The sequence below is a fragment of the Streptomyces sp. NBC_00078 genome, from assembly GCF_026343335.1.
Lineage (GTDB): Bacteria > Actinomycetota > Actinomycetes > Streptomycetales > Streptomycetaceae > Streptomyces.
The window spans coordinates 4,654,575-4,673,738 of sequence record NZ_JAPELX010000001.1; the positions used below are offsets into that span (position 1 = coordinate 4,654,575).

The 19,164-nt window shown below is 69.8% G+C and carries 15 protein-coding genes and 1 pseudogene; 10 read left to right on the plus strand and 6 right to left on the minus strand.

The window, feature by feature from the left end:
• Window positions 1-268 precede the first annotated feature (268 nt).
• Window positions 269-1,999: a recombinase family protein gene (locus tag OOK07_RS21855; protein ID WP_266798055.1), complete on the minus strand. Its 1,731-nt coding sequence runs from the start codon at window positions 1,997-1,999 to the stop codon at window positions 269-271.
• On the opposite strand from OOK07_RS21855, the pseudogene OOK07_RS21860 reads away from it, so the two are divergent.
• Window positions 1,970-2,665 (plus strand): annotated as a pseudogene (locus OOK07_RS21860) (potassium channel family protein); the annotation flags it as partial. The gene OOK07_RS21855 and the pseudogene OOK07_RS21860 sit on opposite strands and share 30 nt — an antisense overlap.
• A gap of 167 nt (window positions 2,666-2,832) precedes the next feature.
• Entirely contained in the window at window positions 2,833-3,813 is a 981-nt protein-coding gene (locus tag OOK07_RS21865) for an NAD(P)H-quinone oxidoreductase (protein ID WP_266682466.1), read from the plus strand.
• A 25-nt stretch (window positions 3,814-3,838) separates the two neighbouring features.
• On the opposite strand, the gene OOK07_RS21870 is transcribed toward OOK07_RS21865, so the two are convergent.
• Window positions 3,839-4,549 (minus strand): hypothetical protein, encoded by a 711-nt coding sequence (locus OOK07_RS21870; protein ID WP_266798057.1) that lies wholly within the window; start codon window positions 4,547-4,549, stop codon window positions 3,839-3,841.
• A gap of 78 nt (window positions 4,550-4,627) precedes the next feature.
• Between OOK07_RS21870 and OOK07_RS21875 the strand changes: the two genes are divergently transcribed.
• Both OOK07_RS21875 and OOK07_RS21880 read left to right on the plus strand, forming a co-directional pair.
• Window positions 4,628-5,179, plus strand: coding sequence for a PadR family transcriptional regulator (locus OOK07_RS21875; protein WP_266798059.1), 552 nt, complete (start codon window positions 4,628-4,630; stop codon window positions 5,177-5,179).
• A gap of 66 nt (window positions 5,180-5,245) precedes the next feature.
• The gene (locus OOK07_RS21880) at window positions 5,246-5,785 is read left to right on the plus strand and encodes a bacterial proteasome activator family protein (protein WP_266517997.1); all 540 of its coding nucleotides are present in this window, start codon (window positions 5,246-5,248) and stop codon (window positions 5,783-5,785) included.
• A gap of 97 nt (window positions 5,786-5,882) precedes the next feature.
• Here OOK07_RS21880 and OOK07_RS21885 read toward each other — a convergent pair whose 3' ends face one another.
• On the minus strand, window positions 5,883-7,505 hold the full coding sequence (locus OOK07_RS21885) for a protein kinase domain-containing protein (protein ID WP_266798061.1): 1,623 nt from the start codon (window positions 7,503-7,505) through the stop codon (window positions 5,883-5,885).
• A gap of 334 nt (window positions 7,506-7,839) precedes the next feature.
• Here OOK07_RS21885 and OOK07_RS21890 point away from each other — a divergent pair, with 334 nt between their 5' ends.
• The gene (locus tag OOK07_RS21890) at window positions 7,840-9,414 is read left to right on the plus strand and encodes a protein kinase domain-containing protein (protein WP_266682470.1); all 1,575 of its coding nucleotides are present in this window, start codon (window positions 7,840-7,842) and stop codon (window positions 9,412-9,414) included.
• Between the two features lie 81 nt (window positions 9,415-9,495).
• Here the strand turns inward: OOK07_RS21890 and OOK07_RS21895 are convergent, their stop codons facing one another.
• The gene (locus tag OOK07_RS21895) at window positions 9,496-10,497 is read right to left on the minus strand and encodes a phosphotransferase (protein WP_266801999.1); all 1,002 of its coding nucleotides are present in this window, start codon (window positions 10,495-10,497) and stop codon (window positions 9,496-9,498) included.
• Between the two features lie 641 nt (window positions 10,498-11,138).
• On the opposite strand from OOK07_RS21895, the gene pdhA reads away from it, so the two are divergent.
• The 3 genes from pdhA to OOK07_RS21910 are packed head-to-tail and all read left to right on the plus strand — an operon-like array spanning window position 11,139 to window position 14,752.
• Window positions 11,139-12,326, plus strand: coding sequence for a pyruvate dehydrogenase (acetyl-transferring) E1 component subunit alpha (gene pdhA / locus OOK07_RS21900; protein WP_266798062.1), 1,188 nt, complete (start codon window positions 11,139-11,141; stop codon window positions 12,324-12,326).
• A gap of 1 nt (window position 12,327) precedes the next feature.
• Window positions 12,328-13,320: an alpha-ketoacid dehydrogenase subunit beta gene (locus tag OOK07_RS21905; protein ID WP_266518007.1), complete on the plus strand. Its 993-nt coding sequence runs from the start codon at window positions 12,328-12,330 to the stop codon at window positions 13,318-13,320.
• 10 nt (window positions 13,321-13,330) lie between these two features.
• Window positions 13,331-14,752: a dihydrolipoamide acetyltransferase family protein gene (locus tag OOK07_RS21910; protein WP_266798064.1), complete on the plus strand. Its 1,422-nt coding sequence runs from the start codon at window positions 13,331-13,333 to the stop codon at window positions 14,750-14,752.
• 114 nt (window positions 14,753-14,866) lie between these two features.
• Here OOK07_RS21910 and OOK07_RS21915 read toward each other — a convergent pair whose 3' ends face one another.
• Window positions 14,867-15,775, minus strand: a complete 909-nt coding sequence (locus OOK07_RS21915) for a D-alanyl-D-alanine carboxypeptidase family protein (RefSeq protein ID WP_266682473.1) — start codon at window positions 15,773-15,775, stop codon at window positions 14,867-14,869.
• Between the two features lie 219 nt (window positions 15,776-15,994).
• Between OOK07_RS21915 and OOK07_RS21920 the strand changes: the two genes are divergently transcribed.
• Both OOK07_RS21920 and OOK07_RS21925 read left to right on the plus strand, forming a co-directional pair.
• Window positions 15,995-16,657 (plus strand): GntR family transcriptional regulator, encoded by a 663-nt coding sequence (locus OOK07_RS21920; RefSeq protein WP_266682474.1) that lies wholly within the window; start codon window positions 15,995-15,997, stop codon window positions 16,655-16,657.
• Window positions 16,654-17,985: an MFS transporter gene (locus tag OOK07_RS21925; protein ID WP_266682475.1), complete on the plus strand. Its 1,332-nt coding sequence runs from the start codon at window positions 16,654-16,656 to the stop codon at window positions 17,983-17,985. The genes OOK07_RS21920 and OOK07_RS21925 overlap by 4 nt, the downstream gene beginning before the upstream one ends.
• Before the next feature lie 197 nt (window positions 17,986-18,182).
• Here the strand turns inward: OOK07_RS21925 and OOK07_RS21930 are convergent, their stop codons facing one another.
• Window positions 18,183-19,007 carry a maleylpyruvate isomerase family mycothiol-dependent enzyme gene (locus tag OOK07_RS21930; protein ID WP_266682476.1) on the minus strand — a complete coding sequence of 275 codons (825 nt, stop codon included), beginning with the start codon at window positions 19,005-19,007 and terminating at the stop codon, window positions 18,183-18,185.
• Window positions 19,008-19,164 lie beyond the last annotated feature (157 nt).

A 19,164-nucleotide genomic window follows, 5' to 3' on the forward strand; every position in this document is an offset into this window, starting at 1 on the left:
CGTCGGCTCCGGCCACACCCCCGGAGCTTCCCTCATCGCGGTCGGGATCGCTGAAGACATCGCGTGCAACCGAGAGGCTGCCTCCGACGCCCTGCCGAACTCCTATGGGAGGTCTATTTGAGACTCCTGCTGGAAGGAGACGATGACTGGGCCTGGGCCCGCGAACAGGCCCGGACCGCACCTGCCTGGTCTGACGACGACTAGCGACGGGCGAACACGATCCTCGGTCTGTCCGTCGCCCCGCGTCTTGCTCCGCCTCAGACCGAGGTCACTTCGAACCGCCCTCGGACTCAGCCCCAGACTGATCCCCCTTCGGCCTCCACACCGGAGTCAGCCGCTCACGCACTGGCTTCCCACGTCCGACGGCAGGGCCGACAAGGACGGCGATCAACGTGTCCTCGATGTACCCGCGCTTCTCACTGAGCAGCAGGTCATCCCACGTCTCGGCGAGATCAACGGGCTCACTCTGTGCGGAGTGCCTGTGCCGTAGGAATCGGTTCCGCTCCGTCGTGAGGCGACGCTTCTCGGCCTCGTGCTCCGCAAGCTGCGAAAAGTACGTCTCCGCGGTGATGATCCGCGATTTCCGGGCCTGCTTCAGGTCATCGATGTCTTCGAGGACGCGCGTCAGTTCCTCCTCGTTGTCCCACGTCGTGGGTGCGGGACTGGCCTGTCGCATGGCGGCCTCCTCCTGGTGCTTGGCGATCACCATCATGGACACGGCCTTGTCCGTTTCCGGGCCGGGAATCCGCGTGCCTCCGCACCCTGAGTAGGCGCTGCCGCTGCTCGGGCACGTGTAGTAGGAGTACCCCTCTGGTTTCTTGAGGCGCTTCTCCGCTTTGGAGATCCGAAGCTGTGCACCGCAGCCGTTCCGGTCACACCGCAGGGTGCCCCGCAGGAGAGACTTGCGCGTGTTGTGGCCCTGCCCCGGAGCTGGATTCGACCCGAGTAGTTCCGTGACGGCTTCCCACTCCTCGACGGTGATCGCGGGTTCCCACTGCCCGGTCACCGGTTTCCCATGGTCGTCCAAGACGATCTCGACGCGCTTGTTGGTCGTTCCCGTGACTGGGTCAACGTCGATGACCTGGCGCGAGCGGTACCCGCACAGTCGGGGGTTACGGATCACGGCTTTGAGTCCCGCATGTGACCATGTGCGGCCGGTCGACGTCTTCACATCGGACTCGTTCAGTTTCCTGATGACCGCCGAGATCGGCTTGCCCGCAAGCAACCACTCGACCATCCGCCGGAGCCACTCCGCCTCGTGGGGGTCCAGCGTGCGCTTGTCCTCCTTCCAACCGAAGGGCCTGGTGCCGCCCGTCGGGATCCCGGCTCGCTGAAGAGCGCTGTGCTTACGGGCGACCCGTCGCGCCGTGTCGGCGGACTGCTTGTTGTTCGTCGCGGTCACGATCCGCGCGACCGTGCGGCCGTTGTCGGTGAGGAGATCGAGGGTGCCCGTGATGTCGATGATCGGACGTCCGAAGTTCTCCACGACCTCGATCGCGTCTTCAAGGTGTCGGTTGTCGCGCGTCAGCCGGTCGATGTCGTAGACGATCAAGCCGTCCAGGCGCTCGCCGTTCGGGGCCACACCGCGCTTGAGGTCCTCCAACGCGCCCTCAAAGACAGGGCGGATGACGCGGTACCCGATGTCACCGTTCGGCAGACGGATACGCTTCCGCTTCCACGCGCTTGTGTCCGGCTCCTCGTACGTGTGAATGTACCGACCGCCGCGCGACTCGACGAAGCGCTTGTTGTCCTTCTCCTGCTCGTCGCGGCTCCTGATGTCCCGGCCGGTCATGGGCCGGAACGCGGGCCTGGCAACCGAGGTGTCGGTAGCGTCGTTGTCAGCAGTAGCGGGACCCTCGTCGACCTCGAAGGACAGACGGACGAGTCCGGCCCAGTTCTGCCCCTCTAAGTCGCCCCAACGGGCCTTCTGCACAAGGTCGTTGTTCATGGCATAAGGGTACTTCCAGGAAATCGCTGGAGGTCCGCCTTGCGCGATCACACCGTCGTCGTCGGCTTCGGGACGAAGGGGCGCTCGGCGATACAGACCGTCTGTGCGACAGGGCTGAAGAAGGAGCAGGTCGTCGTGGTCGACCCCAGCTCCAAGGTGATCGATGCCGCGACCGCCGAGGGCTACGCGGGAGTCCTCGGGGACGCGACGCGCAGTGACGTGCTCAGACGCGCCGAGGTGCACCGGGCGCGGCAGATCATCATCGCCACCCAGCGCGACGACACGGCCGTGCTGGTCACGCTGACGGCCCGGCAGCTCAACCGCGGGGCGAAGATCGTGGCCGCCGTCCGCGAGGAGGAGAACGCACCGCTGCTCCAGCAGTCCGGCGCCGACGCGGTCATCACCAGCGCCAGCGCGGCCGGCCGTCTGCTCGGCCTGTCCGTGCTCAGCCCCGCGGCCGGCATGGTGATGGAGGACCTCATCCAGCAGGGCAGCGGGCTCGACATGGTCGAACGACCAGTCATAAAGGCCGAGGTGGGAAAGAAGCCGCGGGAGACGGAGGACCTGGTGGTGAGCGTCGTACGCGGGCACCGGGTGCTCGGATACGACGATCCGTCCCTCGGCACACTGCAGTTGACGGACCGTCTGATCACGATCGTACGGGCGACGCCGGGCGCGCAAGTGGCGCCCGACGTCCGGCCGTTGCGGCAGGACTGACTACCTGCGGTGGTGGAGCCGCATCCTGACCCGTCCGAGGACCAGTCCGAGGACCGGTCCTGACCGTCGCCCGGACGCATAGGTGATCGCACACTTTCCTCCGCACACACTCTCTCCGCACCCCCGCCGCCGCGGGGGAAGCGACAACGAGGAGTAGCGTCCTGCCCATGCATGCGATCACGATTCCCGAACCTGGTGGGCCCGAGGTGCTGGTGTGGGACGAGGTCCCGGATCCGGTGGCCGGCGAGGGCGCGGTGCTGGTCGAGGTGGTGGCCGGCGCCGTCAACCGCGCCGACATCATGCAGCGTCAGGGCTTCTACGACCCGCCGCCCGGCGCGTCCCCCTACCCCGGCCTCGAGTGCTCCGGCCGGATCGTCGAGATCGGCCCCGGCGTCTCCGGGTGGGCCGTCGGCGACGAGGTGTGCGCGCTGCTCGCGGGCGGCGGCTATGCCGAGAAGGTCGCGGTCCCGGCCGGCCAGCTGCTGCCCGTCCCCCAGGGCGTCGGCCTCAAGCAGGCCGCCGCGCTGCCCGAGGTGGTCTGCACGGTCTGGTCGAACGTGTTCATGGTCGCCCATCTGCGCCCCGGCGAGACGCTGCTCGTGCACGGCGGCTCCAGCGGCATCGGCACCATGGCGATCCAGCTGGCCAAGGCCGTCGGCGCCAAGGTCGCCGTCACCGCGGGCACCAGGGAGAAGCTGGACCGGTGCGCCGCGCTGGGCGCCGACATCCTGATCAACTACCGGGAACAGGACTTCGTCGCGGAGGTCAAGAAGGCCACGGACGGTGCGGGTGCCGACGTCATCCTCGACAACATGGGCGCCAAGTACCTGGACCGCAACGTCCAGACCCTGGCCGTCAACGGCCGCCTCGCGGTCATCGGCCTGCAGGGCGGCATCAAGGGCGAGCTGAATCTCGGCGCGCTCCTGAGCAAGCGGGCCGCGGTCAGCGCGACCTCGCTGCGCGCCCGCCCGCTCGGCGAGAAGGCCACGATCGTGGCGGCCGTGCGCGAGCATGTGTGGCCCCTGCTCGAAGGCGGTCACGTCCGTCCGGTCATCGACCGGGAACTCCCGATGAGTGACGCGGCCGCCGCTCACCGGGTCGTGGAGGAGAGCGGACACGTGGGCAAGGTGCTGCTGGTCGTGCCCTGAGCCCCACGGGGTGCCGCCACGTTCCCTAGGACCGTCGCAGCCGCAGGCCGATGAAGGCGAGCCCCAGACCGAGCCCGATCAGGACCAGTCCGCTGCCCAGCGGCAGTATCCGCAGTACGGGTTCGGTGGGCTGCTCGGCCTGTGTGGCGGCGTGCTGCACGGGATGCTGCGGGGCCCTGGACGGCACCAGGCCGGCTTCCGCGGGCGGTGACGTGGTGGCGTCCCCGCCCGCCTCGTCCCCCGTGTCCTGCTCGCCGTCGGGATAGGCGGCGTCCCCGGCCTCGTCGCCCTCGTCGTCCGCCTGCTCCGAGGGACTGCCGGTGGACTCGTCCGCCGGCGTCGTCTCCCGCCGCCCGGGCCGCTCCCGCCCCTGACCCGCCACGCTCCCGGCGCGCGAAGGCTTGGGGGACTCGGCCGGGGAGGCGGACGGGGACTCCGAGCCCGAGGGCCCGGCAGCGGGCGTGTGCCAGGAGCCGTGCGCCGTCGACACGGCTCCGTACATCGAATCGCTCCCGTGCGACGAGCGGGAGGTGTGCGACGAACCGCTCCCGTACGTCGATCCGCTCCCGTATGCCGAACCGCTCTCGTACGACGCGACAGCCTCGTACGCCGAGCCGTTCCCGTACGACGCGACAGCCCCGTACGCCGAGCCGCTCCCGTACGGAAGCACGAGGGCGCACGCCCCCACCCCCACCACCAGTCCGGCCCCCTGCAAAGCACGCAGCCATGGAATCACGCCTCAAGCGTCACACCGCCCCGCCCTTCCGGCATTTCTGATTCCGCCAAAAATCCGAACCCGCTGCACAATCCGGGTATGTCGATACGTCACGGACTGCTGGCGCTCCTCGAACACGGCCCCCGCTACGGCTCACGGCTGCGCACCGAGTTCGAGGCGCGCACGGGTGGCACCTGGCCGCTGAACATCGGGCAGGTCTACACGACCCTCGGCCGGCTGGAGCGCGACGGGCTGGTCGTCCAGGACGGCAAGGACGAGGCCGGCCGGGTCCTGTACGCCCTGACACAGGCTGGCCGGGCCGAGCTGGGCGCCTGGTTCGCGCGTCCCGTGGAGCGGGCCGGTGGTCCGCCGCGCGACGAGCTGGCGATCAAACTGGTGCTGGCGGTCGGCGCACCCGATGTCGACGTGCGCAAGGTGGTCGAGGCGCAGCGCCGGCACGTGACGGACGCGCTGCACGAGTACGTACGTCAGCGGGCGCAGGCGCTCGTGCGGGCGCCCGAGCATCCGGACGAGATGGCGCGGCTGCTGGTCCTGGAGCAGCTCGTCTGTCACACGGAGGCCGAGATCCGCTGGCTGGAGCACTGCGAGGCCCGGCTGCTGCGGCGCGGGAAGAAAACTTCCGCACCGTAAACGGTGGATCACCCCCCACAGGGGGCACCACGGTGATGAGATGCACGGGTGCGAGAGAATGGCGGCATGGAGATGCCGAGGAACGACAGGTCGCCGGAGAATCCCCAGATCCTGGTCGTGGGCCAGGACGGTATGGCGATTGGCGGCGGCACAGGCGAGGACTCCCGCGAGATCCCGGTGACGGAGCAGGTCGAGCAGCCGGCCAAGGTGATGCGGATCGGCAGCATGATCAAACAGCTCCTGGAGGAGGTACGCGCGGCCCCTCTGGACGAGGCGAGCCGGGCACGGCTGAAGGAGATCCACCGCAGTTCGGTGAAGGAGCTGGAGGACGGGCTGGCGCCGGAGCTGGTGGAGGAGCTGGAGCGGCTCTCCCTGCCCTTCACCAACGAGGGAATCCCCAGCGACGCCGAACTGCGCATCGCGCAGGCCCAGTTGGTGGGCTGGCTGGAGGGCCTCTTCCACGGGATCCAGACCACGCTGTTCGCCCAGCAGATGGCCGCGCGGGCCCAGTTGGAGCAGATGCGGCGGGCGCTTCCGCCGGGCGTCGGCCACGAGATGGGCGAGGACGGCCCCACGGCCGGCCGCTCGGGCGGACCGTACCTGTAGGAACTTAGGAACTCAGGACCCGAACACGACGGACACATGGACGAAAGGGCCCGGCAGCCGAAGCTGCCGGGCCCTTCACACGCCTGGGACGGCCGCGTCAGGACGGCGGGTTGCCCGTCGAGACGTCGAGCTGGATCTGCGGCATGTTCTTCGGGTCGACGTCGGAATCGGCGGCCGGGAACTGGTTGAGGACCGCGCCCTCGCCGTACGTGTTCTCGGGGACGTGGTTGACCTTCAGATGCCAGCCCGCGGCCTGGAGGCACTCCTTGACCGACTGGATGTACTTGAACCGGAAGTCGGGCAGTTTGATCTTGTTGGGGTCGTTGTACGACTCCTGCGGCTCCTTGCACTCGCTCACGTCGATCTTCTTCGACGTGTCCGGCCCGCGGTAGCCCGCCGCCTTCGTCGCCGACGCGCTCGCGCTGCTGCCGCCGCCCTTGCCCTCGTCGCCTCCGCCGCCGTTGAGCATCAACGCCGCGATCAGGCCACCGACAGCGATGAGCGAGACGACGATCGAGCCGACGATCACCGGCTTGTTGTTCCGGCCGCCGCCCGCGGGGGCGCCGGCCGGCTGGGGCGTGATGTTGTACGGCGGCGGGGTCGACGGCTGCGCGTACGGGGACGGCGTCTGGTAGCCGCCCTGCTGCGGGTAGCCGTAGGCCGGAGACGGCGTGGGCGCCGGAGTGCCGTACGGATTCGGCGGCGGAGTCGGCTGGTACGGCGTCTGGACGGGGCCGGTCGGCACCGGGGCCGACTGGTCGACCGGCGGGAACACCGCGGAGCCGACGCCGGCGCCGCTCTGGGAGGGCGCGCCCGGCACGATGCTCGGCGGGGCGGCGTGGAAGGACGCGGCCACGCGCAGGCACTCGTCGCGCATGGACTCCGAGCTGGGGAAACGCTCGTTCGGGTTCTTCTTCAGCGCGCGGGCGACCAGCGCGTCCACCGCGGGAGGCAGCGCCCGGTTGATCGAGGAGGGCGCGACGGGCTCCTCCTGCACATGCGCGTACGCGATCGCCAGCGGCGAGTCCGCCTCGAACGGCAGCCGCCCGGTGACCAGTTGGAACAGCATGATGCCGACCGAGTAGAGGTCGGACCGGGCGTCCACGCCCCGGCCCAGCGCCTGCTCCGGGGAGAGGTACTGCGGGGTGCCCACGACCATGCCGGTCTGTGTCATCGACGTCACGCCGGACTGCATGGCGCGCGCGATGCCGAAGTCCATCACCTTGACGACGCCGCGCTTGGTCATCATCACGTTGCCCGGCTTGATGTCCCGGTGGACCAGGCCCATCTCGTGACTGATCTCCAGCGCCGCGAGGACATCCGCGGTGATCTTCAGCGCCTTGTCGGCGGGCATCGCGCCGAACTGCCGTACGTCCTCGTCGAGCACCGAGCCCAGCGGGCGGCCCTCGATGTACTCCATGACGATGTACGGGGTCGTCAAGCCGTCGAGCGAGTCCTCGCCGGTGTCGAAGACCGAGACGATGTTGGTGTGCGTGAGCTTCGCCACGGCCTGGGCCTCGCGGCGGAAGCGCTCGCGGAAGGCCTGTTCCCGCCCCAGTTCGGTGTGGAGCGTCTTCACCGCGACCTGGCGGTCGAGCACGGAGTCGTAGGCGAGATGCACCGAGGCCATGCCGCCCTCGCCGAGCAAGTCGCGCAGCTGATAGCGGCCTCCGGCCAAGGCCCGCCCCGCGTACCGGCCCTGTGCGCCGTCCTGGCTCATGTTCCGCTTCCCCCGTGGGCCTTCAGGCGCCGTTGACTGTCGTTGATCCAAAGTGCTATTCCCGGCCAAGTCTGCCCGAGGGCACTGACACGTCAAGCTCGGTGCCCGATCCGTGACCGTACGCGATAGAAGCGTCGCGCGAGCGTTACAGAGGCTGTACCAGCGGTACACAGAACTTGCACGACGCGATGGAATGACGCTTTGATGGCCGGTCCGTCCTGTGCCGGTTCCGGCCCCCTTCTCGGTCCGGCGGCTTGCGCCGAGGCTGTAGCGTGGCCGACGGAGACCGTAACAACACCGCGCGCACCGCGGGCAGAAACGACGGCGAGGACTGATGGAGCAGCAGCAGCGCGCTCAGGGCCCGTCCGACCCCGAGGCGACTGGCGGCGGAATGTCAGATGCGCCGGAGATGTGGGGTAACGGCGGCCTTGTCGGGGACGGCCGGTACCGGCTGACCCGCAGACTCGGCCGGGGCGGCATGGCCGAGGTGTTCGCCGCCGAGGACGTGCGCCTCGGGCGCACCGTCGCGGTCAAGCTGCTGCGCGCCGACCTTGCCGAGGACCCGGTCTCCAAGGCCCGCTTCACGCGCGAGGCCCAGTCGGTGGCCGGCCTCAACCACCACGCGATCGTCGCCGTGTACGACTCCGGCGAGGACTACGTGGGCGGCCAGAGCGTGCCGTACATCGTGATGGAGATCGTCGAGGGGCGGACCATCCGCGACCTCCTCATCAACGCCGAGGCACCGGGTCCCGAGCAGGCCCTGATCATCGTCTCCGGTGTCCTGGAGGCGCTCGCCTACTCGCACCAGCACGGCATCGTGCACCGCGACATCAAGCCGGCGAACGTGATCATCACGCACACCGGCGCGGTGAAGGTGATGGACTTCGGTATCGCGCGCGCCCTGCACGGCGCCCAGTCGACGATGACGCAGACCGGCATGGTCATGGGCACGCCGCAGTACCTCTCCCCGGAGCAGGCGCTCGGCAAGGCCGTCGACCACCGCTCCGACCTGTACGCGACGGGCTGTCTGCTCTACGAACTCCTCGCGCTCCGGCCCCCGTTCACCGGCGAGACCCCGCTGTCGGTGGTCTACCAGCACGTCCAGGACATGCCGGTGCCGCCGTCCCAGACCTCGGACGGAGTGTCCCCGCCGGAACTCGACGGCCTCGTCATGCGCTCGCTGGCCAAGGAGCCCGACGACCGCTTCCAGACCGCCGAGGAGATGCGCGGGCTCATCCAGTACGGGCTGCAGATGCTGTACGACCAGGGCGGCCACACCGGCACCTGGAACACCGGCCCGGTCGACATGCACGACGGCCGGCAGACCCCGGCGGCGGGCTTCGCCGGCACCCAGGTGATGCCGCACCCCGGCGACTCCTCCGGCACCACGCAGATCCCGCAGCCGATCCTCCCTGCCGGCTACCGCGGCGGGGACGACGGCGGCTTCGAGGGGCACGGCAACAGGGGCGGGGGCCGCGGCAAGCTGTGGATCCTCGCCGTGCTCGCGGTGATCGCCATCGCGGCGGGCGTCGCGCTGGCGCTGCACAACACCGGCGGAAGCGGCGGCGGCAAGGGCACGACGCACTCGCCGGCCACGTCGCAGAACACCAAGGAGAACACGTCCTCCGCGTCCCCGAGCGAAGAGACGAGCAACGACTCGACGGAGACGTCCTCGGACGACAGCAACTCGAGTTCCGGGTCCGGGGACTACACGCCCTCGTACACCCCGTCGCACACGCCGTCGTCGACCCCGAGCAGCGAGCCGAGCAACGAGCCGTCGAAGCCGGAGACGTCCTCGGAGCCGTCGGGCAACCCGACGCCGTCGCAGTCCGATGACCCGGTGAGCCCGGACCCGTCGGGCGGTGGCGGTGACGACGGCGGCACGACCGGCGTCAGCGGCCTCGGCTGACCCGGAGCTGAATCGCCTCCACGCGCGCGTGGGACCGCAACAGGTCCCACGCGCGCTGTTGTCCGCGCGGAATCACCTGCCTCACTCCACGAACGCCTCGCACACCGCGTCGTACGCGCGCGTCCACCACACCGCCAGTGCGGAGGCCGCCGGGAACTGGGGGTCGGCGCGGGTGTCGCCGCGTTCGTAGTGCCAGCGCAGCATCCAGAAGTCGTTGAGGCGCTCCCACCACACGCGGTGCACCGCCGCCGCGAGCGCGGAGGGCGTGGCGCCGGCCGTGCGCCGGTACGCGTGTGCGTAAGCCCGCACCTTCGGCAGGTCGAGGGTGCCCACCGGACGTACGAAGAAGATCGCGGCGGCGCGTACGGCCTCCTCCGCGCGGGGCCTGAGCCCCAGCCGGTCCCAGTCGACGATGGCGGCGGGCGCGTCTCCCCGGTAGAGCAGGTTGAACGGGTGGAAGTCCCCGTGCACCCAGCCGACCGAACTCCCGCGCGTGGGGCGCCTGTCGGCGTGCTGCTCCAGGAGTGCGCGCCGTTCCAGGAGGCGGTGGCGGGCGAGTTCGTCGAAGGAGTCGGCGGGGCGGTGGCGGCGTACGAGGCCGAGCAGATCGTCGATGAGCGTGAACGTGTCGGCGGGGTCGGCCGCGTCGGGCTCCGTGCCCGCGCGCGCGTGCACCGGCATCACGCGTTCCAGGCTCGCGTGCACCACCCCCAGCAGCGCCCCGAGCCGCGCGCACTGCCCGGTGCTGAGCTGTCCGCCGTGCCGGTGGCGTCCGTCGATCCAGGGGTGCAGCGCGTAGGCGTGCCCGCCGACGACGGCGACCGTACGCCCGTCCCGGCCGGCCAGCGGTGGGGCCACCGGAACGCCGAGGTCGGCCAGGCCCTGGGTGGCCCGGTGCTGGCGGGCGATCGCCGCCGGGTGGGCGGTCTCGGGGTCGAAGTGGTGCTTGAGGAAGTAGCGGCCGCGCGTGGTGCACAGGCGGTAGCCCCGGTTGAGCAGCCCCTGGTCCACGGGCTCGCAGGCGACGGCGCGGCCTGCGGAGTACTGGCGCAGCAGAGCACCCAGAGGGGGCGCGTGAGGCACCTGGGGTGGTACGGAGGAGCGCGACACGCGCCAGATGCTAGAGCACGAGCCGGGCCTGTGACCTGGGCGTTGTCACAGGCAGTCGCATTCGGTCACGGCACGTGCTGGAAGTGGCTTTCCGCGCCGTCGACGGCCGAGCGCGCCGTACTCGCCGACTGGTTTCGCCGCCCTGCCCGCGTCGTACTGTTCCCGCCACCGCATCGATGCCGCCTCGCCCGACGGCAGGTCGTGGACGCCACGCCGGACACCTCGTGGTCACTCACCGGAAATCCCTCGACATGTCACGCTTCGCGCAGGTATGCGGTCTCACACACGGGTGCGAGCCCCGCTTGAGGCAAGCTCTTCCGGTGACCTGGGTCACCGGGATAACGTGCCGTTGTTCCGGCCCCCTGCAAGGCTGTGACCAGGAGTTGTTCCGGACTTTCGGGATTTACTTGGAAATCCAAGCAAAATCGCAGGTCAGGAGGGGTTTCACAGAAATGTGGAGCACTGGGTAACGTGCTATTTGCGGGCGCTCGCCGGGGCACCTGTCACGCCTGTTCCCGACCGGGCCGCACCCACCCTGTGCGCCCGCAGGGCCGCAGGTGAGCCGCACTGGCACCCGGCGAACCCGGGGTAGCCGGACCGACGGAGGAGCACACGTGACCGTGGAGAGCACTGCCGCGCGCAAACCGCGACGCAGCGCCGGAACCAAGAGCACGGCCGGCAAGCGCACGACCGCAAAAAACGCGCCGGGCACCGACCCCGAGCTCGTACAGCTGCTGACGCCCGAGGGCGAGCGGCTGAAGAACCCAGAAAACGCCGCGTACGACAAGTACGTCGCCGACATCACTCCCGATGAGCTCCGCGGCCTCTACCGCGACATGGTGCTCACCCGGCGCTTCGACGCCGAGGCCACCTCCCTGCAGCGCCAGGGCGAGCTGGGCCTGTGGGCCTCGCTGCTCGGCCAGGAGGCCGCCCAGATCGGTTCCGGCCGGGCCACCCGCGAAGACGACTACGTCTTCCCGACGTACCGCGAGCACGGCGTCGCCTGGTGCCGCGGGGTCGACCCGGCCAACCTTCTCGGGATGTTCCGCGGCGTGAACAACGGCGGCTGGGACCCCAACGGCAACAACTTCCACCTGTACACGATCGTCATCGGCTCCCAGACGCTGCACGCCACCGGCTACGCGATGGGCATCGCCAAGGACGGCGCGGACAGCGCCGTGATCGCCTACTTCGGCGACGGCGCGAGCAGCCAGGGCGATGTGGCCGAGTCCTTCACCTTCTCCGCGGTCTACAACGCCCCGGTGGTGTTCTTCTGCCAGAACAACCAGTGGGCGATCTCCGAGCCGACCGAGAAGCAGACCCGCGTGCCGCTCTACCAGCGCGCGCAGGGCTACGGCTTCCCCGGCGTCCGGGTGGACGGCAACGACGTGCTGGCCTGTCTCGCGGTGACGAAGTGGGCCCTGGAGCGCGCCCGCAACGGCGAGGGGCCGACGCTCGTCGAGGCGTACACCTACCGCATGGGCGCCCACACGACCTCCGACGACCCGACGAAGTACCGGGCCGACGAGGAGCGCGAGTCCTGGGAGGCGAAGGACCCGATTCTGCGGCTTCGCCGGTACCTGGAGGCCTCAAACCACGCGGACGAGGGATTCTTCGCGGAACTCGAGGCCGAGAGCGAGGCGTTGGGCAAACGAGTGCGTGAGGCGGTCCGCGCCATGCCGGACCCGGACCACTTCGCCATCTTCGAGAACGTGTACGCGGACGGGCATGCGCTCGTCGACGAGGAGCGAGCCCAGTTCGCCGCCTACCAGGCGTCGTTCACAGACGAGGGGGGTCACTGACATGGCCGAGGCTGTGACGTTCAAAAACATGGCTCTCGCCAAGGCGATCAACGAGTCGCTGCGCCGCGCCCTGGATTCCGACCCCAAGGTCCTGATCATGGGCGAGGACGTCGGCAAGCTCGGCGGCGTCTTCCGGGTGACGGACGGCCTGCAGAAGGACTTCGGCGAGAGCAGGGTGATCGACACCCCGCTGGCCGAGTCGGGCATCGTGGGCACCGCCATCGGCCTGGCCCTGCGCGGCTACCGCCCGGTCGTGGAGATCCAGTTCGACGGCTTCGTCTTCCCGGCGTACGACCAGATCGTCACGCAGCTCGCGAAGATGCACGCCCGCTCGCTGGGCAAGGTCAAGCTCCCGGTCGTCGTCCGCATCCCCTACGGCGGCGGCATCGGCGCGGTGGAGCACCACTCCGAGTCCCCCGAGGCGCTCTTCGCGCACGTGGCGGGCCTGAAGGTGGTCAGCCCCTCCAACGCGTCGGACGGCTACTGGATGATGCAGCAGGCCATCCAGAGCGACGACCCGGTGATCTTCTTCGAACCGAAGCGACGCTACTGGGACAAGGCCGAGGTCAACACCGAGGCCATCCCCGGTCCGCTGCACAAGGCGCAGGTCGTCCGTGAGGGCACCGACCTGACCCTCGTCGCGTACGGCCCGATGGTGAAGCTCTGCCAGGAGGTCGCCGACGCGGCCGCCGAGGAGGGCAAGTCCCTCGAGGTGCTGGACCTGCGCTCGGTGTCCCCGCTGGACTTCGACTCGATCCAGACGTCGGTGGAGAAGACGCGCCGCCTGGTCGTGGTCCACGAGGCGCCGGTGTTCCTCGGCTCGGGCGCGGAGATCGCCGCCCGCATCACGGAGCGCTGCTTCTACCACCTGGAGGCACCGGTCCTGAGGGTCGGCGGCTACCACGCCCCGTACCCGCCGGCCCGCCTGGAGGAGGAGTACCTGCCGGGCCTGGACCGGGTGCTCGACGCCGTCGACCGCGCCCTGGCGTACTGAGGAGAGGGTCGTGACGACGATGACGGAAGCGTCCGTACGCGAGTTCAAGATGCCGGACGTGGGCGAGGGCCTCACCGAGGCCGAGATCCTCAAGTGGTACGTCAAGCCAGGCGACACGGTCACCGACGGCCAGGTGGTGTGCGAGGTCGAGACCGCGAAGGCGGCGGTGGAACTGCCCATCCCGTACGACGGGGTGGTCCGCGACCTGCACTTCCCCGAGGGCACCACGGTGGACGTGGGTACGTCGATCATCGCGGTGGACGTGTCGGGCGGGACCGCGCCCGCCGGAACCGGGCCCGCTGTGGAGGCCCCTGCCGAGGTTCCCGTGATTCCCACGGCAACCCCGGCCGCCGCGCCCGCCGAGGAGAAGAAGTCCGTGGGCTCGGGCCGCCAGCCGGTGCTCGTCGGCTACGGGGTCGCCACGTCCTCCACCAAGCGCCGCCCGCGCAAGGGTCCGGAGGTCGCGGTCCCCCAGGCCTCGACGGCGCTCCAGACGGAGCTGAACGGCCATGCGCCGGTGGCCGCCGACACTGCCCGCCCCCTCGCCAAGCCGCCGGTGCGCAAGCTGGCGAAGGACCTGGGCGTCGACCTGACCGCGGTCACCCCTTCGGGCCCCGACGGCGTCATCACGCGTGAGGACGTCCATGCGGCGGTGGCACCGCCGGCCCCGGAGCCGGTGACGGCCCCGGCGGTCTCCGTGCCCCCGGCGCCGGTGCCGGCGTACGACGCGGCCCGTGAGACCCGTATCCCGATCAAGGGGGTCCGCAAGGCGACCGCCAAGGCGATGATCGGCTCGGCGTTCACGGCGCCGCACGTCACGGAGTTCGTGACGGTGGACGTCACCCGCACGATGAAGCTGGTGGAGGAGCTCAAGCAGGACAAGGAGTTCGCGGGCCTGCGCGTGAACCCCCTGCTGCTGATCGCCAAGGCGCTCCTGGCCGCCATCAAGCGCAACCCGGACATCAACGCGTCCTGGGACGAGACGGCCCAGGAGATCGTGCTCAAGCACTACGTCAACCTGGGCATCGCGGCGGCCACACCGCGCGGCCTGATCGTCCCGAACATCAAGGACGCGCACGCCAAGACGCTTCCGCAACTGGCCGAGTCCCTCGGCGAATTGGTGTCCACGGCCCGCGAGGGCAGGACGTCCCCGGCGGCCATGCAGGCCGGCACGGTGACCATCACCAACGTCGGCGTCTTCGGCGTCGACACGGGCACGCCGATCCTCAACCCCGGCGAGTCCGCGATCCTCGCGGTCGGCTCGATCAAGCTCCAGCCGTGGGTCCACAAGGGCAAGGTGAAGCCCCGCCAGGTGACGACCCTGGCGCTGAGCTTCGATCACCGGCTGGTGGACGGCGAGTTGGGCTCCAAGGTGCTTGCGGACGTGGCGGCGATCCTGGAGCAGCCCAAGAGGCTCATCACCTGGGCCTGACGGCCGGCACGGCACAGCCTGGTCCGGCTGGATACAGCCGGGTACAGATTGCCGAAGGGCCCCGTCGCCGACAGCGACGGGGCCCTTCGGCCAGGCATGTCTGCCGGGCCGGACTCAGCTCGTGGCGAATCCGTAGCTCAGGAGCTTCTTCGCGTCCGACTCGCGCTGGGCGATGGAGGAGGAGGCGAGGACGGTGCCGATGATCGTCTTGCCGTTGCGGGTCGCGGCGAAGACGAGGCAGTACTTGGCCTCGGGGCCGGAGCCCGTCTTCACGCCGATCGTGCCGCTGTAGCTGCTCAGCAGGCCGTTCGTGTTGGTCCAGGCGGCCATCGTCCGGGTGCTGCCCGTCTTGGTGATGGTCTTCGCCGTGTACGACTTCGTCTTCACGACCGTACGGAACGTGGAGTTCTTCATGGCGCTGCTGGCGATCTTCGTCAGGTCGCGCGGGGTCGAGTAGTTGGAACCGTTCCCTATGCCGTCGAACGAGTCGAACTTGGTGTTCGTCAGACCCAGGTTCTTCGCGGCGGTGTTCATCTTGCCGATGAACGACTTCACGCGTGCCGCGCGCGTCGAGCCCGAGCCGAACTTGTCGGCGAGGGCGTAGGCGGCGTCGCAGCCCGACGGCAGCATCAGCCCGTACAGCAGCTGACGGACCGTCACCTTGTCGCCGACGATCAGGTGGGCCTGAGAGGCGTTGTTGGCGACGACGTAGTCGCTGTACGCCTTCTGGATCGTGACCTTGGCGTCGAGGTTCAGGTTCGACGACGCGAGCACGACCTTCGCGGTCATGATCTTGGTGGTCGAGCCGGTGGAGCGCTTGGTGTCCGCGGCTTTCGTGTACAGCGTCTTGGCGTTGGAGTTGTTCATCACGTAGCCGCCCTTGGCCACGATCGAGGGCGTCGCGACGGCCTGCGCGGGTGCCGCCGCGAGGGCGCCGGTCGCGAGCACGGCTCCTGCGGTGACGGTGACCGCGGCGGCTCGGCGACGGCGGCTGCCCTTGGTGCCGGTGATGGCAGTAATCAACTGAAATACCCCGATTACGTCGAATGCCCCTGATGTGCGGCCGAGTTGGGGGGAGAGGAAATAGGGCCGCAGGTGTGTGACACGTAATTAGCACAGAAGGTTGTGCGGTTGCAGAGGCGGGTTCCCCGAAGGGTGATCCATTGAGGTGATCTCCCGGGTGGTCCGTCCGCATGATGGACGGGCGTCCTCATGCGTACGTGTTGTATCTATGCTGTTCGCATGATCAGTCCGGGAACTCTGACCGCCAAGCAGCCACCAGCCGCCGACCGGGTCTACACCCACGTCAAGCACGGAGTTCTCGAGCGCCGTTACGAGGGCGGGACCCTGCTGACCGAGGGTGAACTCGCCGAGGCCGTGGGCGTCTCCCGCACTCCGGTGCGCGAAGCGCTGCTGCGACTGGAGGCGGAAGGGCTGATCAAGCTCTACCCGAAGAAGGGAGCCCTGGTCCTGTCCGTGTCCGCACAGGAGATCGCGGACGTGGTGGAGACCAGGCTGCTGGTCGAGGAGCACGCGGCGCGCAAGGCCGTGCCCGCCCCGGCGGGCCTCGTCGAGCGCCTGGAGGAGCTGCTGGCCGAGCAGAAGGCGCAGGCCGCCTCGGGCGACCTCGCCGCGGCCGCCGTCACCGACCGCTGCTTCCACGCTGAGATCGTCCGCAGCGGGGGCAACGAGATCCTCTCCCGGCTCTACGACCAACTGCGCGACCGCCAGCTGCGGATGGGCGTCGCCGTAATGCACTCCCACCCCGACCGGATCGCCAAGACCCTCGCCGAGCACGAGGAGATCCTCCAGGCGCTGCGCTCCGGGGACGCGGAGGAGGCGGTGGGGGTCGTGCACCGGCACATCGGCTGGTTCTCGCACCTGGCCCGGGGTGAGGTCCGATGAGCTCGGATTCCTCTTCTTCCCGGCTCACCCTGCCGGGTGATCCTCCCCCAGAGGGGACACCCCCGGGCGGCCGCCGTGCGATGGCCGTCTGGGGCATCGGCGTCTCCGTCTACTTCGTCGCGGTCATCTTCCGTACATCCCTCGGGGTCGCCGGCCTGGACGCCGCCGACCGCTTCCACGTCAACGCGTCGGCCCTGTCGACCTTCTCGATCCTCCAGCTCCTCGTCTACGCCGGCATGCAGATACCCGTCGGCCTGCTGGTGGACCGGCTCGGCACCAAGAAGGTGCTGACCATCGGGGTCGTGCTGTTCACGGCGGGGCAGCTGGGCTTCGCCTTCTCCCCCTCCTACGGAACGGCCCTCGCCTCGCGCGCGCTGCTCGGGTGCGGTGACGCGCTGACCTTCATCAGCGTGCTGCGGCTGGGCACCCGCTGGTTCCCGGCGCGGCGCGGGCCGCTGATCGCACAGTTCGCGGGACTCGCGGGCATGGCCGGCAACCTGGTCTCCACGCTGGTGCTGGCCCGGCTGCTGCACGGGGTCGGCTGGACGGCCGCCTTCGCGGGCAGCGCGCTGGCCGGAGCCGTCGTACTCGTCCTGCTCCTGCTGTTCTTGAAGGACCACCCCGAGGGATGCGAGCCGGAGCCGTTCCCGCACCAGGGCGCCGCGTACGTACGGCGGCAGATCGCGGCATCCTGGCGGGAGCCGGGGACGCGGCTCGGGCTGTGGGTGCACTTCACGACCCAGTTCCCGGCGATGGTGTTCCTGCTGCTGTGGGGCATGCCGTTCCTGGTCGAGGCGCAGGGCCTGTCCCGGGCCACGGCCGGCGAACTCCTCACCCTGGTCGTCCTGTCGAACATGGTCGTGGGGCTCGTCTACGGCCAGGTCATCGCCCGGCACCACGCGGCGCGGCTGCCGCTGGCGCTCGGGACCGTGGCGGCGACGGCGACCGTGTGGGCGGCGGCGCTGGCCTACCCGGCCGACCGGGCCCCGATGTGGCTGCTGATCGTGCTGTGCACGGTGCTCGGCGCGTGCGGACCGGCGTCGATGATCGGCTTCGACTTCGCACGGCCGGCCAACCCGGCGGAGCGCCAGGGCACGGCCTCCGGGATCACCAACATGGGCGGCTTCGTCGCGTCGATGACCACCTTGTTCGCGATCGGGGTGCTGCTGGACGCCACCGGCGACAACTACACCGTCGCGTTCTCCTCGGTCTTCGTCCTCCAGGCGCTTGGCATCAGCCAGATCCTGCGGCTGCGCGGGCGGGTCGCCCGGCGGGAACGGGAGCGCCTGGTGGCGAGCCGCGTGGAGACCGTGCACGTGCCGGTGTGAGGACCGTGCACCTGCCGGTGCGAGGCGTGCACCTGCCGGTGTGAGGCGTGCACCTGCGGTGCGAGGCGGGGCCGCCCGCCGCGAACCGCCTTTCGCCGCTGATCTGTTGCTGTGCGGCAGGCGCGTGACGGAGCGAAGGGCATCGCGCGAGGTCAGTCACCGAGGACCGCTGAGCCCGGCTGCCGACAGGCGACGCCCTACGACGTCACGGTGAAGTTCCGCAGGATGGCCCCGGTCAGCTCCTCGTCCCCGTCCGCCTTCACCCGGTCCGCCACGGCCCCGGGCGTCACCCGGCCGCAGGCCAGGCGGACGTACGTCTCCCAGTCGAGGGTGAGGGTGGCGGCCGGGCCGAGGGCGGGGGCGGTCTCCAGGGTGCCCCGGCCCTGGATGTCGACGCGGATGGTGCGCAGGAACTCGATCGGACCGTGCACGTCGAAGACGACCGCCGAACTGCGCGGCGCGGACGCGTCGTCGGCGACGATCCTCGGCAGCTCGGCGAGGAGCACGTCACGCGCGATGTGCGCGCCGGGGGAGTCGAGGTTGCCGGGGCGGCCGAGGGCGGCGCGCAGGTCCTGTTCGTGCACCCACACGTTGAACGCATGGGCGCGCATGGACTCTTCGAGGCCGAGCTCGGTGCCGAGCGGGCCGCGCACCTTGGTGCCCGGGTCACGCGACTCGTTCCGCAGCTGGCGGTTGCGGCGGATGATCACGTACTCCAGCTCGGAGGTCATCTCCGGCGCCGTGTGATGGCGGCGGACGTCGACCTGCATCTCCATGTAGCGCTGGCTGTCGTTGGTGACGTGGAAGAGGTCGCGCGGCAGCGTGTGGATGGGACGCGGGTCGCCCAGCATCTCGCAGTCCAGACCCATGACGTGGGAGACCACGTCACGGACCGACCAGCCCGGGCACGGCGTCCGCCGGTTCCACTCTCCCTCCACCAGTGGCCCCACCAGCTCGGATATCGCTTCGATGGAATGGGTCCAGGCGTCGGCGTAGGGCTGGAGGGTGGGATGCAGACTCACGGAACGGGACCCCTCGGCGGTCGGTACACGGGCGGTTGGTGGCAGCGTTGCCAGCAGGAGGTGGCTGCACTCGGCGGGTGTCTTGGAACGCTAAGTTACGCTGCCCTGAGGCACCCCGGCAGTGCTTTCGTGTGACGATCGTAGGCCCGTGTGAACG

Coding starts and splice junctions, on each gene's coding strand:
- OOK07_RS21865 (WP_266682466.1), top strand. CDS start 2,833: ATGCATGCGATCACGATTCCCGAACCTGGTGGGCCCGAGGTGCTGGTG.
- OOK07_RS21875 (WP_266798059.1), top strand. CDS start 4,628: ATGTCGATACGTCACGGACTGCTGGCGCTCCTCGAACACGGCCCCCGC.
- OOK07_RS21880 (WP_266517997.1), top strand. CDS start 5,246: ATGGAGATGCCGAGGAACGACAGGTCGCCGGAGAATCCCCAGATCCTG.
- OOK07_RS21885 (WP_266798061.1), bottom strand. CDS start 7,505: ATGAGCCAGGACGGCGCACAGGGCCGGTACGCGGGGCGGGCCTTGGCC.
- OOK07_RS21890 (WP_266682470.1), top strand. CDS start 7,840: ATGGAGCAGCAGCAGCGCGCTCAGGGCCCGTCCGACCCCGAGGCGACT.
- OOK07_RS21905 (WP_266518007.1), top strand. CDS start 12,328: ATGGCCGAGGCTGTGACGTTCAAAAACATGGCTCTCGCCAAGGCGATC.
- OOK07_RS21920 (WP_266682474.1), top strand. CDS start 15,995: ATGATCAGTCCGGGAACTCTGACCGCCAAGCAGCCACCAGCCGCCGAC.
- OOK07_RS21925 (WP_266682475.1), top strand. CDS start 16,654: ATGAGCTCGGATTCCTCTTCTTCCCGGCTCACCCTGCCGGGTGATCCT.